Here is a 17,316-nt window from a genome sequence, read left to right on the forward strand (position 1 = left end):
ACGCCCGTCCGGCCGCGTGCATGGCGGCCCCGCCGATGAACCGACAAATCCCAAACAGGACAGTCGATGACGTCAGTCAGTAGGCGAGTCAGGCTTATCAGCGGAACCACCAGTCATATCTTCACTGTCAGGCCGGGCAGCAGGACGGTGGAGACGAAGCCGGGGTCGCTGTCGCGGTCGGCGAACTGACTGATGGCGCTTCGCCGAGGCGATCAGCTCGGCGGACTTCTTCTGGAGGGCGTTGTACGAGCCGGTGCCGGCCTGCTCGTGGACGGCGAGGTTGCTCGGGTCGACGCCCATGTAGGTGTGCTCGGCGCGCGCGGTGCCGAGGAACTCCAGGAACTTCTTCGCCCCCTCGGGGTTCTTCGGCTTGCGGCTGAGCATGAAGCCGTCGGTGGGCGCTTCCACGGTGTCCTGGCCGTGCGCGGGATCGACCTCTGGGAAGGGGAAGAAGTCGAGGTCGGAGCGGAGGGACTCGTCGGTGATCTGCTGGCCGAGGAAGAGGCCGATGACCGCCATGCCGGACTTCTTGTCCAGCAGCGACTGGGCGGCGTCCTGCCAGGACCGGCCGCCGCCGCTCGCCTGGTAGTACGGCGTCAGCTCGCGCCACAGGTCGAGGACGCGGGCGGTGCGCGGGTCGGTCCAGGGCACCTGGCCGCGCAGCAGCGAGGTGTGGAAGTCGTAGCCGTTGGCGCGCAGGTTCAGGTAGTCGAAGGCGCCGAGGACCGACCAGCTGTCGCCGCCGCCGTAGCCGGAGGCCACGGGTGAGAGGCCGTCCTTCTTCATCCGCTTGGCCAGCGCGATGAACTCGTCCCACTTCCGCGGGACTTGGTAGCCTCGTTCCTTGAAGAGGCTCTTTCGGTAGAAGACCGCCCACGGGTAGTTGTACAGCGGCACGAAGTAGTACTTGCCGTCGGCGCCGCGCGCCAGCTGCCTGGTCGCCTCGCTGAAGCCGCCGCCCACCTTCTCCCAGACGTCGTCGAGGGGGCTGCACAGGCCCTTCTTGGCGAAGTACTGCATGCGGTACCCGGCGAACCAGGTGAACACGTCGTCCGGGGTGCCCTGGAGGTAGCTGGTGATGGACTTCTGGAACGTGTCGTGGTCGACGGTGTTCGTCTTCACCTTCAGCCCCGACCCGGCGGTGAAGGACTTGGTGAGGGCGGCGTAGGCGGACTTCGGGGTGGCGTCGGCGCCGTTGGAGCCGAACGTCACCGTCTTCGGGTCGGCACCCGCTCCCCCGCCGCAGGCGGTGAGGACGGGCGCTGCCAGGGCGGCGGCGCCCAGACCGAACAGTCCGCCGACGACTCGGCGCCGGCCCGGGCCGGGCGCAGCCAGGGGCGTGCGGCTCTGCTGCGTCATGGTTGCTCCTCGTACGTGCGTGTGGGGACGATCGGGGGGGGCAGGTGTGCGGAGAGGGTGTGCCCGGGGGATGTCTGCTCGTGTGCGGGGGCGGGTGTGTGTCCGCAGGCGTGTCCTGCACGGACCGCGCGTGGCGGGTGGATGTCCCGCGCGGTCAGTGGACGCGCTGCGCGGTCTGCGACGTTCTGGGGATCAGTGGATGTCCTGCGCGGTGAGGGATGTTCTGGGGATCAGTGGATGTCCTGCGGTCGGGGACGTCCGGGGGGATCAGTGCAGGTCCTGCGCGGTCGGCGGGTGGGCTCGGCGATCAGTGGGTGTGCCGGGTGGTGAAGGACTGGATGGCCGTGGCCGCCGCGCCTCGGGCCCACTCCTCGAAGGGGAGCGGGCGGGTCTGTACGTCGCACTGGGCTGCGGAGCCGAAGGCGGCGGCGGTGAACGCGTCGCGGATCTGCTCGGCGAACAGGTCGTAGGCGGCCAGTCCCTCGCCGGAGATGATGACGCGCTCGGGGCCGAGCAGGTTGGCCACGGTGGCGATGCCCCGTCCGATGGCCTCACCGGCACGCGCGTAGGCCTCGCGTGCCCCGGCGACGCCCTGGTGGGCCAGCGCCACGGCCTGCGCGGCGTCGGCGACGTCCGAGCCGGTGGCATCCCGGACCCGCTGGACGATGGCGGCGTCCCCGGCGATCGCCTCCACGCAGCCGCGGTTGCCGCAGCGGCACGGCGGGCCGGCCGGGTCGACGGTGACGTGTCCGATCTCGCCGGCCACGCCGTGGGCGCCGGCGACCACCCGGCCGTGCACGACCAGGCCGCAGCCGATGCCCGCGCCGACCGTCACGAGCGCGAAGTCGGAGTGTCCGACGCCCGCGCCGAACCACTGCTCGGCGACGGTGAGGGCGCGCACGTCGTTGTCGACGGTGACCGGCAGCCCTGTGGTCGCCGCGGCGAGTTCGGCGAGCGGCACGTCCCGCCAGTCGAGGAACGGCGAGTACCGTACGACGCCCTCGGCGCGGTCCACGTCGCCGGAGACGGCGATGCCGAGCCCCATGACGCGCACGCCGAAGCCGTCCGCCTCGGTGAGCAGTTCGCCGACCAGGTCGGCCACCGACGCCAGGACGGTCCTCAGGTCGCGGCCGGCGAGGGGCAGGTGGCGGGCGAGCAGGACGCGGCAGCACAGGTCGGTGAGGACGCCGATGATCTCGTCGCCCGTCACCTTGACCCCGATGAACAGGGCCCGGCCGCCGTCGACCCGTACGAGGTTCGCCGGCCTGCCCAGCGCGGGCCGGGCGTCCTCGGCCGCGTCCTCCACCAGGTAGCCGGCCTCGATCAGGGGCCGGACCGCCTTGGTGACGGCCGCGGCGGACAGCCCGGCCAGGCGGCCCGCCTCGGTGCGGGTGAGGGGGCCCCGGGACAGGAGCGTGGTGAAGATCTGCGCGGCGGCGGGGGTGTGGGCCGGGAACGTCTCGGCGTACGCCGCGGCGGCCGGACGGGGGAAGGGCGGGGACGGGGGCGAGGACATGGCCGGGAACCTAGGTCTCTTATTTTCCGCTGTCAATGAAAGAAGCAAGAATCTTCTGAAGATTGCCTGTGCGGGGTGATCTTCTTCCAAAGGCAGGTGGTTGCAGGGGTGTTGACATGAGGTCGAAGGTCGCGCTTGGCTCTTGCGAGCGCGCCGTCCTCTGCCGCCGTCACCCCTTCTCGCGAACGTGAGGCCCGATGCCGATGATCTCCCACGCCCCGGACCGCGGGGTCTGGCTGCTGACCACGCCCCGCACCTCCTACGCCCTGCGGGTCGACGGGACGGGTGCGCCCTGCCACCTGGCGTGGGGTCCACGGCTGACCCTGCGGGAGGCGGCGGACCTCGCCAGCCCGCTCCCGGCGGTGGCGAGCAGCTTCGAGGGACGGCCCCCGGTCGGCGAGGAACTGCCGGTGGACGGCGGCACGCGCTACGGTCCGCCCTCCCTCCAGGTGCGGTACGCGGACGGCTCCCGCGGCTTCGAGTGGGAGCCCGTCGGGCACCGCGTCCTCGAACCCTCACCCGGCCGCGCCGAACTGGTCCTGGAGTTCCGCGACCGCCTCCAACCCCTGCACGTGGCGCTGCACTACACGGTGCGCGAGGACACCGACGTCATCGAGCGGCGTACGGTGCTGCGCAACGCCGGTGACCGGCCCCTGGCCCTGCTGCGCGCCGACTCGGCCGCCTGGTCGCTGCCGCCGCTGCCCGGCTGCCGGCTCAGCCACGTCACCGGCCAGTGGTCGGCGGAGAACCGGCTGAGCCGCGATCCGCTGCCGCACGGCGAGACGGTCCTGACCAGCAGGCGCGGGATCACCGGCCACCACGCCGGCCCGTGGCTGATGCTGGACGGCGGCGAGGCGTCCGAGGAGCAGGGCCGGGTGTGGAGCGGGGCGCTGGCGTGGAGCGGGAGCTGGCGCGTCACCGTGCAGCGGACACCCGACGGGCGCGCCGGGTTCACCGGGGGCGTCGGCCACGAGGGAACCTCCGTGCCGCTCGCGCCCGGCGAGGAGTTCACCACGCCGGTGTTCGCCGGGCTGTTCACCGAGGGCGGCTTCGGTGCGGCGAGCCGGGCGTGGCACACGTATGTCCGCCGCCATGTGCTGCCGCACGCGGGGGAGGTGGCACCCGTGCTCTACAACTCCTGGGAGGCCACGGGTTTCGACGTCGACGAGGCGAGCCAGAAGGCGCTCGCCGAGCGGGCCGCCGCGCTGGGTGTCGAACTGTACGTCGTCGACGACGGCTGGTTCGGCGCGCGGCGCGACGACCGGGCGGGCCTGGGTGACTGGACGCCGTCCCCCGAGCGCTTCCCGGACGGCCTGGGTCCCCTGGCCGATGCGGTGCACGGGCTCGGCATGCGCTTCGGCCTGTGGGTCGAGCCGGAGATGGTCAACCCGGACAGCGACCTGTACCCCGCGCACCCGGACTGGGTGCTGCACGTGCCCGGCCGGGCCCGCACCGAGCTGCGCCACCAACTGGTGCTGAACTTCGCCCGGGACGACGTCGCCGAATGGGCGTACGGGTGGCTCACCCGCCTGGTCGGCGATCACGGCATCGACTTCCTCAAGTGGGACATGAACCGCCCCTTCAGCGAGGCCGGCTGGCCGCGGCAGCAGGGCGCGGGCAGCCCGGACGGCGATGACGACGGCAGCGCTGACGGTAACGGTGACGGTGACGGTGACGACCGGCTGTGGACGGCGTACGTGGCCAACCTGTACGGCGTCCTGGACCGGCTGCGCGCCGATCACCCGGGGCTGCGCGTGGAGACGTGCAGCGGCGGCGGCGGACGCGTCGACCTGGGCATTCTCGCCCGCACCGACCAGGCGTGGGTGTCGGACAACACCGACGCGGTCGACCGGCTGGTGATCCAGCACGGCTTCGGTCAGATCCACCCGGCGCGGATCATGTCCGCCTGGGTGACGGACGTGCCCAACCAGCTGACCTCGCGCACGGTTCCGCTGCGTTTCCGCTTCCATGCCGCGATGGCCGGGCTGCTGGGCATCGGCGGCGACCTGACGCGCTGGTCGGAGGCCGAACTGGCGCAGGGGGCCGAGCTGGTGGCCGAGTACAAGAAGGTGCGGCACCTGGTCCAGCAGGGCGATCTCCACCGGCTCCGCGGTCCGCACGGCGAGGGCGCGACGGTCGTGCAGTACGCGGCCGGGGACGGCGCCGAGACGCTGGTGCTGGCGTGGCGGCGCGGTCCGCGTCACGGGGTCCCGCAGCTTCCGGTGCGGTTGCGGGGACTCACCGCCGGGGCCCGTTACCGCGACTCGCGCACGGGCGAGGTCCATCACGCCACGGTGCTCACCGAGTACGGCTTCCACCCCGGCCTGGAGCCGGGTGACTGGGCGAGCCGTGCCGTGCATCTGGTGCGGCTGCCGTGACGCCCCGGCCGAGGTGCCGGTCCCGGGCCGCTACGGCCGGTCCCGCTCGTCCCGGCCGCCGCAGACGCCGTTCTCCCAGGCCCAGGCGGCGATCTCCACCCGGTTGCGGGCGGCGAGCTTGCGCTGCACGCTGCCCAGGTGCGTCTTCACCGTGGAGAGCGAGACGTGCAGCTCGGCCGCCAGTTCCTCGTTGGTGCGGCCGCGCGCGACCAGTCGTACGACGTCCGTCTCGCGGGCGGTCAGCGGGAGTTCGCGCGCCTTGCGCGGCTCCCTGGGCGCGGGCCTGAAGCGCTCGGGGCGCGTCACGGCTTCCGCGGCCGCGTGCGTCATGTGCTTCAGCAGCCGGACCGTGATCGACGGCGAGATGAGGGCGTTGTCGGCGGCCACGGCCCGGACCGCTTCGACGAGCAGCGCGGGAGAGCCGTCCTTGAGCAGGAAACCGCAGGCCCCGTTGCGCAGGGCCCGGTACACGTACTCGTCCACGTCGAACGTGGTCGCGATGAGCACGTTCAGCGGGTCCTCCGCTTCCGGGCCCGCCAGCAGCCGGGTCGCCTCCAGGCCGTCGAGGCCGGGCATGCGGATGTCCAGCAGGCACACGTCGGGGCGCAGGCGCCTGGCCTCCTGGACCGCGGTGGCGCCGTCGGCCACCGAAGCGACGATCTCCATGTCGGGCTGGGAGCCGAGGATCATGCCGTAGGCCGAGCGGATCATCTGCTGGTCGTCGGCGATGAGAATCCTGATCGTCGTCATGGGTCCAGGGTGTCAGCCGCCGGGACGTCCGCGGCAGCGAGGGGCAAGGGGCCGGGCAGCGGGATGTCGGCCTCGACGACCCAGCCGACACCGGCGCGCGGGCCCGCCGTGACGGTTCCGCCGACCATGGCCGCGCGTTCGCAGAGCCCGACCAGGCCGTACCCGGAGCCGGTTCCCGATCCGTACCCGGCCCCCTGCGCCGTTCCTGACGCGGTTCCCGAACGTTGGCCGCGCGGGGGCCGGTGGGCCGGGGCGTTGACTTTGGCCCCCCGGCCGGCGGCCTCCGCGTCGTCGCACACCGAGACCCGGACCACCGGCCGGCCGGTGTCGCCGCCGAGGCGGACGTCGACGGTGACCGCCTTCGCGCCGTGCGCGTGCTTGCGCACGTTCGTCAGGGACTCGCGCACGACCTGGTGCACGGTGGTGGCGATGCCCGGCGGCAGCTCCCCGGCGCTCAGGCGCGGGTCGAGTGCGAGATCGACGGCCGGGCCCGCCGCCGAGAAGCGCGCCGTCAGCGCGCGCAGGTCACCGAGACCGGCGCCGGGCCCCGCCACGGGGCCGCTCTCCCTGGGGTCGCGCAGCACCGCCACCATGCTCCGCATCGACTGCATGGCCTGCGAACCGGCCTCCTCGATGGCCGCGAGCATGCCGTCCAGTTCCTCGGGGCCCGGTGGGCGGCCGGCGGCCGAGGCGAAGCGCACGGCCTTGGTCTGGGCGATGACCGCGGTCACGTGGTGGCCGACGAAGTCGTGCAACTCCCGGGCGTAGTCAAGGCGTTGCTCTTGCAGGGCGGCCTGGTGCTCCCGTTCCCGGAACCGGTCGAGCAGACGCAGGTACAGGCCGAGCACCGCTGCCAGGACCGCGGCGCTCCAGACGGCGGGGACGGCGAACGAACCCACCGTGCCGTACTCGGCCGAGGGCAGCCGCAGGAAGATCACCGTGAGCGCGGCCACCGCACCACCCGCCAGCGTGGTGGCCCGCAGCGGCGGGCGCAGGCGCAGCGCGCGGGCGACGACCAGGAGCAGCGCGGACGACTCGACGACGCCGAAGGTGTGTTCGGCGCGGACGCCCGTACGGTTGCTGACCAGGGTCAGCAGGCAGGACGCGGCGACCGCGGCGGACGCCACCCGGCCGAAGCGGTCGCGGGGGACGGCGACGGCGGCCAGCGCCAGCCCGCCGGACACCGTCCACGCCGCGGCGGCCGGCACGGATCCGGTGTCCGCCCCCTCGGCGGCCACCGCGGCCGTCAGCAGAACCGCGGCGCACACCACCGCGATCCGCCGGCCGACCGAGGCGCCGTTCCACCGGATCACCGGAGTGCCGGTCCACCGGGACACCGGGACGTCGAAGAGCTGCTTCATGTCTGTGCAGGTTACGGCCTCGCGCGGGTCCGCACCTCGACCGTTCGGCCGAGGCCCGGCGCACACCGGCCGCCCGGTTTCGGTCCTCCGGCTGATCCCCCCACGCCCCGGCAGCGGCCAGGATCGGGACACCTGCCCCTCCTCCCCGGGCGCCCGCTCCCCGGCCACCGCACTGGAAGGCCTCATGTTCCGTACCGTCCTGCGCTCCGTCCGCCGTGATCTGCGCCGCTTCGCGCTGCCCGCCCTCGCCGTGCTGATCGGTGTCGCCTGTGTCAGCGGTTCGCTGCTGTACACCCGCTCCCTGGCCGCGGGCGCCGACCGGCTCCAGCGGGCGTCGCGGCCCGACGTGTCGGTGGAGGTGCGCGCGGGAGGCCCCGGGCCGGCGCAAGGGTCCGCGGCGGCGCCGGACGAGGCGCTGCGGCGGCGGCTCGCCGCGCTGCCCGGGGTGGCCGGCGCGCGCGGCACCCTGGTGGGCCGGGCGTTCCTCGTGGCGCGCGACGGCACGCTGGTGGGCCCGGCGTCCGAGGCGGCCGGGGTGAACTTCGTACCGGACCGGCGCGGGGCCGACCCCCGCTATCCGCTGACGCGCGGGCGCGGCCCGCACGGCCCCGGTGAGGTCGCCGTCGACCGGTGGGCGGCCCGGCGCGCCGGGTACCGGGTCGGGGACCGGGTGCGGGTCGTCGTGGCGGGCGAGGTCCGCCCGGTCCGGCTCACCGGTGTCTTCACCGTCCACGACCCCGCCGTCGCCGCCGGCGGCACGGTCACCGCGTTCGACCAGGCCACCGCGCGTACCCTGTTCGCGGCGGAACCGGGCGCGTACGCCTCGGTGACGCTCACGGCCGCACCCGGCACCTCACCCACGGCGCTCGCGGACCGCGTGGCACGGGCGCTGCCCCCCGGTCTGGAGGCGGTCCCCCGCGCGGAGCTGGACGCACAGGCCGCGGCGGCGCCGGACCGCGCGAAACTCGGCACCCTGCTGCTGGTCTTCGCGGGCATCGCCCTGCTCCTGTCGGCCTTCCTGGTGGGGAACACCTTCACGATGCTGAGCGCCGCCCGGGCCAGGGAACACGCCCTGCTGCGGGCGGTGGGCGCGAGCCGCGGGCGGGTCCTGCGGACCGTGCTGGGCGAGGCGGCCCTGGTCGGTGCCGTCGCGGCCCTGGCCGGGTACGGGGCCGGCATCGGCGTGGCCGAGACCCTGAGCCGCCTGTTCGGGCCCGCCGCCGGCCCGGCAAGCGCGTCGCCGGACCCCTTCTCCCCCGTCCCGCTGCTGACGGCCCTCGCCGTCGGGGTCGCGGTGACGGCCGCGTCCGCGTACGTCCCCGCGCTGCGTGCCTCGGCCGTCGCACCGGTCGCGGCGCTGCGGAGCGACCTGCCCGCCCCGGCACCCTCGCTGCGGCGCCGCACCCTCGCCGGGCTGTCCGCCACGGGCGTGGGCGCCCTGCTGCTGGCTTTCGCGGGCGGGGACCTCGCGGTGCTCGCCGTCGCCCTGCCGGTGCTGCTCGCCGGGCTGGTCCTGCTCGTCCCGGTGCTCGCTCCGCCGCTCACACGTGTGCTGCACGCGCCGCTGCGGCGGGTGTGCGGGGTGCGCGGTGTCCTCGCGCTGGCCAACGTGTGCCGCAATCCCCGGCGCACCGCGGCGACCGCCGGGGCGCTCACCGTGTGTGTGGCGCTCGTCAGCGCGGTCACGGTGGCACTGTCCTCGCTGAGCGCCACGGCGGCCCGCAAGGCGGAGGCGGAGATGCCGACGGACCTGCGGATCACCGCCGTCGACTTCGCCGAGGTCGGCGCGGACACGGCACGGGAGGTCGCCCGGCTGCCGCACGCGGCGGCGGTCACCTCGGTCCGGGAGGACACGTTCCGCCTGCGCGACGGCTCGACGCTGTGGACGGCCGTCGTCGATCCGGACGCCGTGGGACAAGGGCGCCTCGGCGGCCTCACCGTGCGCGCCGGGTCCCTGGACGACCTCGCCCGGGGTGTCGCCGTCACGTCGGCGCTCGCCGCGGAGCACGGCTGGAAACCGGGCGACCGCCTCACCGGCCGGGAGCTGTCCGACGCCGGGGTGCCGGACGGCCCCGCCCTCGACCGTACGGTCGTCGCGGTGTACGACGGCCCCGAGGCGCTGGGCCCGGCCCTGCTCCCGGAGGGCGCCCTGGCGGGGGCCGGGGCGGCGCGCGGCGGGCCGGTGACCTCGGTACTCGTCCGCGCGGAGCCGGGCCGTACCGCCGCCCTCAAGGAGGACATCCGCCGCACCCTGGACAACCCGCTGCTGGTCGTCCAGGACCGGGGGGACGCGGGACGGGAGGCGGCCGAGGCGTTCGGGCCGCTGTTGTCCGTGCTGTACGCGATGCTCAGTGTCACGGTCGGGATCGGGGCGCTGGGAGTCGCCAACACCATGGGCATGGCGGTGTTCGAACGGGTGCGGGAGATCGGGCTGCTGCGTGCCGTGGGCCTGGACCGGGCGGGGGTGCGTTCCATGCTGCGCGTGGAGTCGGTCGTGGTGTCCCTGCTGGGCGCCGGGCTGGGCATCCTGGCGGGCGGCGCGGCGGGGGTGGCGGCGGTGTCCGGCCAGCCGGGCGCGGTGGTCTGCCTGCCGTGGACGGCCCTGCTGCTGTTCTTCCTCGGCGCGGCCGTGATCGGGGTACTGGCCGCGCTGGGCCCCGGAGCGCGGGCGGCCCGGGTGCCGGTGACCCGGGCGGTGGGCTAGGCCCTCCTGGTGGATCCCGGTGGGCCGAGTCCCGCGGGTGGGGGTCGGGCGGTCTCAGGGCCGGGGGCGGCGACACCGGCGGTCGTAGAATGAACCGCGCTGATCCGGTGAAAGGGCTGAAGGAGGCGGGGGCATGGGCCACGCTCTGACACCCAAGGGGCAGGCGACGCGGCAGCGCATCGTCGTCGGTGCCTCCGAGGTCCTGCGGGAAGCGGGCCTCACGGCGACACTCGACGACATCCGCGAGCGGACGCGGACCAGCAAGAGCCAGTTGTTCCACTACTTTCCCGGGGGCCGGGACCAGCTCCTGCTCGCCGTCGCCCACTTCGAGGCCGGCCGGGTCCTGGACGACCAGCAGCCGTACCTGGGGCACCTGGACGACTGGGAGGCGTGGTACCGGTGGCGGGACTCGGTCGTCGCACGGTACCGGGACCAAGGAGACACGTGTCCCCTCGGCTCCCTGCTCGGACAGGTCGGCACGGCTTCTCCCGGCGCGCGGGCCGTGGTCGTCGAGCTGATGCACAGGTGGCAGGAGCACATCGCCGACGGCATCAGGGCGCTGGTGCCCACCGGCCGCCTGCCTGAGGCGTTCGACGTGGATACGGCCGCGGCGGCGCTGCTGGCCGGCATCCAGGGCGGGGTCGCGCTGCTGCTCGCGACGGGCCGGGTCACCCACCTGGAGGCCGCGTTGGACTGGGGGATCGCCCGACTGCGCGCTGCGGACCCGACGGACGCGGGCCGCGTGGCGGACGCAAGCCGTGCGGCGGACGTGCGCCGTGCGGCGCACTCCGCCACCGGCTGAGGAATACGGCGCGGCCCGGCTCAGGAACCGTCCCGCTCGGCGCGGTGGGCCGCCGGCCTGGGCAGCGCCTTGGCCTTGGCCCGCATCCGCTCGGCGCGCGGGCTGCCGAACGCCCGCAACAGATCGGCCGCCCGTGTCCAGCTAGCCCGCGCCTCGGCCTCGTCCCCCAACTCCAGTTGCGCGGACGCCAGGTGGTCCAGCACCTCGGCCTGGTTGTAGTCGTCCTGGAGCGCTTCGAGCAGCCCCAGCGCCGTCCGGTAGTTCGCGACCGCCGTGCCGAACTCGCCCAGGCGTTGGCGGGCGTAGGCGATGCTGTCCCAGGTCGCGGCCTCGTTACGGCGGTTGCCGCCCGCCTGGAGGATGGGCAGCGCCTCCTCGCACATGGTGATCGCCTCCCGGTACTCGCCGAGCAGCGCGAGGTACCAGCCGACGGCGTTGAGTTCACGGGCGAGCAGGGCGGGCCGGCCCACGGTGCGGTACAGCGCCAGGGCGCTGCGCGCGTGGTGCAGCGCCTCGCCGTAGCGCTGCTGCCGGCCGCGCACCCAGCCGATGCTCCGCTCGGTGGCGGCCCGCTCCGCGGGCTCCAGCCGGTGCACATGCTTGAGCAGCAGGTCGACCTGTTCGTCGGCCTCGGACGACTGGCCCGTCTCGGCCAGCGCGCGGGCCAGGTTCGCGCCGGTCCTGGCGATGGCGACCGGGTCGTCGAGGAGGAGGGCCGCGTCGAGGCCGATGCGCTCGGCCGAGATCTCCTCGGCCCAGCGGCCCGCGACCGCGTTGTACCCGACCCAGGCCGGCGGAAGCGCGGCGCGCCGGTGCCGCAGCCGTGGGTCGTCCAGGGTCCGCAGAGCGGCGGCCGTGGTCGCCTCCTCCTGGCGGAACCAGGCCAGCGCGTCCGCCCGGCCGTCGACCGCGACCGGCACGACGCCCAGGGCCGGGGCACCGGCCGGTTCGGCACCCAGGCGCGCGTCGAGCGCCTGCCCTGCCGTCAGGGCGTTGTGGCGCAGGTAGTCCAGGAGGCGTGCCTCGGCGCCGTGGCGGTCGTCCCCCTCATGTTCGCCGAGTTCGGTGCCGTAGGCACGCACCAGGTCGTGCACGACGTAGCGGCCGTCGGCGTCGCGGGACAGCAGACTGGCGGTGGTCAGTTCGCGCAGGTGGCGGCGGGCCTCGGCCATCCCGGCGCCCGCGAGGGAGGCGGCGGCCTCGGCGGACACCGCAGGGCCGGGGTGCAGGGACAGGTGGCGGAAGAATCGTGCGGTCCCGGAGTCGAGGGCCCGGTAGGACCAGGAGAACACGGCCCGCACGTCGACCCGCCGGTCGTCGCCCGCCAGGGCGTCCAGCCGTGGTGTGGCCTCCCGCAGCTCGCGGGCGCCCCGCCGCAGGGCCATGCGGGGCGCGGCACTGAGCTGGGCGCCGACGACGGCGACCGCCAGCGGCAGGTGCCCGCACAGTTCCACCAGCTCGGCGGCCGCCTCGGGCTCGGCGCGGCACCGGTCCTCGCCGATCCTGGCGGCCAGTGCGGCGAGCGCCTCGCGCGGCGTCCAGACGTCCAGACCGATCAGGGAGAAGCCCTCCGTCCCGGCCAGCCCGAACAACTGGTTGCGGGAGGTGGTGATCGTCAGGCACCCGGGCGAGGCGGGCAGCAGCGGCCGTACCTGCTCGGCGTCGCGCGCGTTGTCCAGCACCACGATCAGCCGCAGGGCGGCCGTCCGCTCCCGGAACAGGGCACCGCGCTCCCCGGCGCCGGGCGGTATGTCGGCGCTGGTCATCCCGAGCGCGCGGAGGCACCCGCCGAGGACCTCCCCCGGCTCCAGCGGGGCGCCCGCGTCCTCGAAGCCGCGCAGGTTCACGTACAGCTGGCCGTCCGGGAAGCGGTCCGCCACCTGGTGCGCCCAGTGCACGGCCAGCGTGGTCTTGCCCACCCCGGCCATGCCCCCGATCGCGAAGACGACCGCGTGGCGGCCGTCCCCGGCGGTCTGTTCCGTGAATCCGTGCACGCGCTCCAGCGCCTCCTGGCGGCCGCGGAACACCGCGAGGTCGGGCGGCAGTTGCTGCGGGACCTGCCGGGTGGGCCGCCCCGAGGTGGTCGCCTGCACCAGACGCCGCCGCTCCGTCTCGTCCAGCTCCAGCGCGTCCATCAACTCGGCCAGCGTCGCCTGCCGCGGCAGACTCCTGCCCCGCTCCATGTCACTGATGGCCCGGACACTCACCCCGGACACCTCCGCCAGACTCTCCAGCGTCAGCAGCGAACGCTGCCGCGCCTCACGCAGCAACCGGCCGAACGTGCTCCTGTCCATCCCCACCCCCAAGACCGCGCCCGGCGCCACCGGACGAGCCTAGCCGTTGCGCGATCACCCTCCGGTACGCATCTCACATGGCGGGTCCGCGGCGGCGGGGCGCGTCCCGGGTCCCGCGGTCCGAAGCCGCCGGAGCCCGGCGAAAGGCGGTCACGGCGCCGGCCCGGCCGGTACCGGGTGCGGCGCAGCCGTCCGCCGGGTCACCGGCGCGGTCGCGGGAGTCGCTGGAGGAGATCGCCGGGGCCGCGTCCCCGGCGTCGTTCTCCGACCGGGACGTGCTGCCGGTCGCCACCGGCCGGCGGCCGCCGACCGGCTCGGAAGGGGCGGAGCCGCGCCGGACGGCCGCGCGGCTCCCCCCTCTGCCGACGGGTCAGCCGGCGCGGCGCATGAGCAGGTGCCCCCGGCGGAAGCGTTCCTGTTCGCCCGGCTCGCGCAGCATGCGGCCGATCTCGGTGAACCCGGCGTCACCCGCCAGCCGGGCCAGGCCGTCGATCGGCCACCGGTAGGCGGTCGTCACCTTGTGGTCGAACGCCGTGACCGGCTCGCCCTCCGACTCGAAGAAGGCGAGCAGGAGGTGGCCGCCGGGCGCCAGCACGCGCCCGAACTCGGCGAAGTGGGCGGGCAGGTCCCGCGGCGGGGTGTGGATGACCGAGTACCAGGAGACGATGCCGTCGAGCGTTCCGTCCCCGAGATCCAGGGCGTCCATGGAACCGACCTCGAAGCGCAGGTCCGGGTAGGCCTGGTGGGCGAGGTCGATCATCACCGGGGACAGGTCGACGCCGGACACGTCCAGCCCCAGGTCCCTCAGGTGGGCGGTCACCGCGCCGGGCCCGCAGCCCAGTTCGGCCACGGGCCCGGCGCCGGCGCTCCGCACGCAGTCGGCGAACGCCGCGAGCACCGCGCGGTCCAGCGGGAAGCCGTCCAGCGCGTCGCGGAACAGGTCGGCGTAGAGGACCGCGACGGCGTCGTAGGCGTCGGCGGTGGTGGACAGGTGGGAGGCGGATTCAGTCACAGGCGAGGACCCTAGGCCCCGGCCGGGGTCCCCCGGAAGGGGGGCATGGGCATCCGCCGGGGCACGCCTCGGTCGTCGCGGGACGCCGGCGCGGTGACCGGGAAGGCCGCGGGGCGCCGGGCGGGCCGTGGGACGTCGCGGCCACCGGGTAGACGGGGAAGCGGAAGTACGTGGTCATGTCCGTACGCCGGCCGACAGCCCGGAGACTGACCGGTTCCTGGAGGCCGGTGAAGGCTTCGAGCGGCCGGGGGGCGAGGGCGTCGACCAGTTCCGGGTGGCCCAGCCCGGACGGGTCTTGGCCCTCCTCGGGCGGCGCCGCCGTGAACGGCGTGACCCGCTCCGCGACGGTCGCCAGGCAGCCCCGCCCCGGTGGGACGGCCGCTCAGCCGCCCCGCAGCCACCACAGCAGCAGGCTCACCGCACCCGAACCGGCGGCCCCCGCCGCGCCGAGGGCCGCCTGCCGGGCCAGACGGCGCCAGAAGAGCACCCGTGCGGCGTGAGACGGCGTGGCGTCGTCGGTCGTGGTCATGATGTCGTTCCTCCCGCTCACGATGGGGGCGAGCCCCTCGGACCGGTACCGATCGTGGCCGATCACCGGCGGGGCGAGGGCGCCGAAAGCCCTTGCGGCCGTTGCCGATCGCGGTGGCAGCATGCCCGGGTGTTGCCGTCGCAGGTGGCAACACGTCTCAAGGCCCAGGGGCGTTGGGGTGACGCGATACTGGCGGGATGTACGACGGAAAGGTGCCCGCCGAGGGCGGGACGGCCGTGGCGGGGCGGGCGCGGCCGGTGGTCCTGGCCCCGTTGTAGGACGGCCTGGCCCCCGAGAAGCGCGCGCTGGCGGAGGACCTGCGGCGGGTGTTCCTCGCGCTCGGGATCAGCGTGCGGCGTTACGCGGCGCGCCGTTTCCTCAACCCGAGTTCCGTGACCCGTTACCTCAGCGGTGAGCGGGTTCCGCCGTGGGACTTCGTGGCCGGGGTCATCGAGGACGTCCAGGAGGCGCAGGCCGCCCTCACTCCCGAGGCGGAGGCCGCCCTGCGGGAGCTGCACCGGGAGGCGCTGCGCAGCAACCGGCACAGCAGCGAGGTGCAGGCCCTCCAGGACAAGCTGGCCGAGGCCGACGAGGACACCCGGCGGATCACGACGCGGCAGCGGGCCCTGGAAGAGGCGTTGCGCGACCGCGAGGGCCGCCTGGCGAACGTACGGGGCCGGTGCCGGAACCTGGAGGAGCGGCTGGAGGAGCAGCACCTCGCGCACCGGGGCGAAGTGGTCCTGTGGCAGGGCGAGTACGTGCGTCTGCAGGAGGAGTGCGGGGACCTCCAGGAGCAGGTGATCTACCTGGAGGAGTCGCTCGCGGTCACCCGTGCCGAACTGATCGCCGCCGAGGACCGGTGCCAACGGCTGGAGACCCGCCTGGAGAGCCTCCAGGAGCTGGGCGGGGAGGGGGCGGAGGACGGCGACCCGCCTTCGATCATGAGCATGCTGGAGGCGGCGGACCGCAGGTCGTCGGTGCCCGAACTGGTGCGGGCCGTCGGCGACCTCGAACTGCGCACCCGCAAGGCGATGGCGAGCGAACTGGTCAGGGCCGCCAGCCAGTCCCGCACCGTCGAGGAGGTGGCGGGCCTGCTGTCCGCGCTGCGGCAGGCGGGCTTCGACGCGCACGCGCAGACCGCCCTGCCGGCCATGGTGATGGCGCGCCCGCTCGACGACACCAGCGCCCTGGCAAGGGAACTGTTCCGCGAGGGCATGGAGGAGTACGTCCTGATCCTGGTACGGGCGTCGGTGAAGTTCCACCAGCCCGAGGAAGTGGCCACGTTCGCGCTGGCGCTGCGCCGCAGTGGGCTGGACGAGCACGCCGCGAGCCTGCTCGGGGCGGCGGCCGTCGTCCGGCCCGCCGCCGACCTCGTGTCCGTCGCCCTCGCCCTGGCCGGCGGCGAACTCGACGGCGCCGTGGCCGCCGCGATGTCCGCCGCCGCCGCCGAAGGCCCGGTGACCGAGCTGGTGACGCTGAGCATCATGCTGCGGGAGACGTGCCTGGGACGGTACGCCGACGCCCTGCAGCAGGCAGCGGCCGGCAAGCGGTCCGCCTCGGATGTGGCCGAGTTCATCCGCGCGCTCGGCCGCCACGGGCTGCGGCAGGACGCCGAGACCGTCTTCGTCCGGACGCAGAAGCGCAACGTCGGGCACCTCATCCCCCTCGTGCAGGCGCTGCGGGACAACCGGGCCTGGACGGTGCTGTGCGGTGCCGCCGAGCACCGGCCCGTCGACGACGTCGCCGTCCTGATCAGCGAGTTGTACCTCACCGGACGCCACCAGTTCGCGGCCAACCTGCTGGTGCTGACCGTGCGGGCGCGTACCGTCGAGCAGGTCGCACGGCTGATCGAGCTGCTGGGCACCATGGCGCCGGGCGCGGAGGCGGTGATGGGGGCGGCGGCGCGGCTCCTGGCTCCGGAGGAGGCCGGCACCCTGCTGACCTGCCTGGAGCGGTTCGGTCTGCCCGAGCCCGCCGAGGTCGTGTTCCGGTGCATCGTGTACGACGAACTCGTGGGCCACGCGGGCCTGTTCCTCGCGGCCCTCGCCCAGGCCGGGTCGCGCTACGCCCGTCTGGACGTCCTGTGCGAACACGCCGCCGGCATGGGGGAATCGACCGTGGCGTCCCTGCTGCTCGCCCTCGAATCGGCCTCGCTCGGCTTCCATCTGGACGCGGTCATCCAGGACAGGTTCCTGCGCTGCCCGGTCGTCGACGTGGTCCTGCTGGCCAGGCGGCTCGACTCGATCGGCGGGGGCGGTCCCCGGGTCGAGGGTGTGCTGCGACGCCTGGTGCACCACACGGTCGGCGCCCGTTCGCTCGCCGACCAGGCAGCCCTGGTCACCGCCCTGCGCGCGGCCATGCTGGACGGATGCGCGCAACGGCTGGCCGCCGCGGCCCTGCGGGCGCACGGCGGGCAGTTCAGGGACGAGTTGACGCGGGAGGAGACCAAGCACGAGCAGAAGGTCATGTCCCGTACCTTCTGGCTCCCGGACCGCTCCCGGCGGCGGGGCGGGCGGCACTAGTGTCCCGAGTCTTAGGAAAGCCGTAGAAGTATGCTGGGCTCATGGCGCGCATGGGTCGGCCGACGGTCGAAGTGGTTCTGACGGATGAC

11 protein-coding genes are annotated in these 17,316 nt (G+C 74.5%); 4 read left to right on the top strand and 7 right to left on the bottom strand.

All coding sequences use genetic code 11. From position 1 onward, the window contains the following. Positions 1-72: 72 nt before the first annotated feature. Both ACFC02_RS36570 and ACFC02_RS36575 read right to left on the bottom strand, forming a co-directional pair. Entirely contained in the window at positions 73-1,359 is a 1,287-nt protein-coding gene (locus tag ACFC02_RS36570) for an ABC transporter substrate-binding protein (RefSeq protein ID WP_376366548.1), read from the bottom strand. Between the two features lie 307 nt (positions 1,360-1,666). Then, a complete protein-coding gene (locus ACFC02_RS36575; RefSeq protein ID WP_376366550.1) occupies positions 1,667-2,875 on the bottom strand; it encodes an ROK family protein in 1,209 nt (402 codons plus the stop codon). Positions 2,876-3,072: 197 nt separating this feature from the next. Between ACFC02_RS36575 and ACFC02_RS36580 the strand changes: the two genes are divergently transcribed. Continuing rightward, a complete protein-coding gene (locus tag ACFC02_RS36580; protein ID WP_376366552.1) occupies positions 3,073-5,253 on the top strand; it encodes an alpha-galactosidase in 2,181 nt (726 codons plus the stop codon). A 30-nt stretch (positions 5,254-5,283) separates the two neighbouring features. Here the strand turns inward: ACFC02_RS36580 and ACFC02_RS36585 are convergent, their stop codons facing one another. Then, positions 5,284-6,003: a response regulator gene (locus tag ACFC02_RS36585; protein ID WP_376366554.1), complete on the bottom strand. Its 720-nt coding sequence runs from the start codon at positions 6,001-6,003 to the stop codon at positions 5,284-5,286. After that, positions 6,000-7,364 carry a sensor histidine kinase gene (locus ACFC02_RS36590; RefSeq protein WP_376366556.1) on the bottom strand — a complete coding sequence of 455 codons (1,365 nt, stop codon included), beginning with the start codon at positions 7,362-7,364 and terminating at the stop codon, positions 6,000-6,002. Before ACFC02_RS36590 ends, ACFC02_RS36585 begins: the two co-directional genes overlap by 4 nt. Before the next feature lie 184 nt (positions 7,365-7,548). Here ACFC02_RS36590 and ACFC02_RS36595 point away from each other — a divergent pair, with 184 nt between their 5' ends. Both ACFC02_RS36595 and ACFC02_RS36600 read left to right on the top strand, forming a co-directional pair. Further along, the gene (locus tag ACFC02_RS36595; RefSeq protein WP_376366558.1) at positions 7,549-10,068 is read left to right on the top strand and encodes an FtsX-like permease family protein; all 2,520 of its coding nucleotides are present in this window, start codon (positions 7,549-7,551) and stop codon (positions 10,066-10,068) included. Positions 10,069-10,201: 133 nt separating this feature from the next. Next, positions 10,202-10,870, top strand: a complete 669-nt coding sequence (locus ACFC02_RS36600) for a TetR/AcrR family transcriptional regulator (protein WP_376366560.1) — start codon at positions 10,202-10,204, stop codon at positions 10,868-10,870. 20 nt (positions 10,871-10,890) lie between these two features. Here ACFC02_RS36600 and ACFC02_RS36605 read toward each other — a convergent pair whose 3' ends face one another. From ACFC02_RS36605 to ACFC02_RS36615, 3 genes are all read right to left on the bottom strand, one after another. Then, positions 10,891-13,164: a helix-turn-helix domain-containing protein gene (locus tag ACFC02_RS36605; RefSeq protein ID WP_376366562.1), complete on the bottom strand. Its 2,274-nt coding sequence runs from the start codon at positions 13,162-13,164 to the stop codon at positions 10,891-10,893. Positions 13,165-13,534: 370 nt separating this feature from the next. After that, the gene (locus ACFC02_RS36610; protein ID WP_376366564.1) at positions 13,535-14,176 is read right to left on the bottom strand and encodes a class I SAM-dependent DNA methyltransferase; all 642 of its coding nucleotides are present in this window, start codon (positions 14,174-14,176) and stop codon (positions 13,535-13,537) included. 382 nt (positions 14,177-14,558) lie between these two features. Then, positions 14,559-14,705, bottom strand: a complete 147-nt coding sequence (locus tag ACFC02_RS36615; RefSeq protein WP_376366566.1) for a hypothetical protein — start codon at positions 14,703-14,705, stop codon at positions 14,559-14,561. A gap of 326 nt (positions 14,706-15,031) precedes the next feature. On the opposite strand from ACFC02_RS36615, the gene ACFC02_RS36620 reads away from it, so the two are divergent. After that, the gene (locus ACFC02_RS36620) at positions 15,032-17,227 is read left to right on the top strand and encodes an ATP/GTP-binding protein (protein ID WP_376366568.1); all 2,196 of its coding nucleotides are present in this window, start codon (positions 15,032-15,034) and stop codon (positions 17,225-17,227) included. Positions 17,228-17,316: the final 89 nt, after the last annotated feature.

Origin of the sequence: Streptomyces sp. NPDC056160 (assembly GCF_042268205.1) — a bacterium.
Taxonomy (GTDB): domain Bacteria; phylum Actinomycetota; class Actinomycetes; order Streptomycetales; family Streptomycetaceae; genus Streptomyces.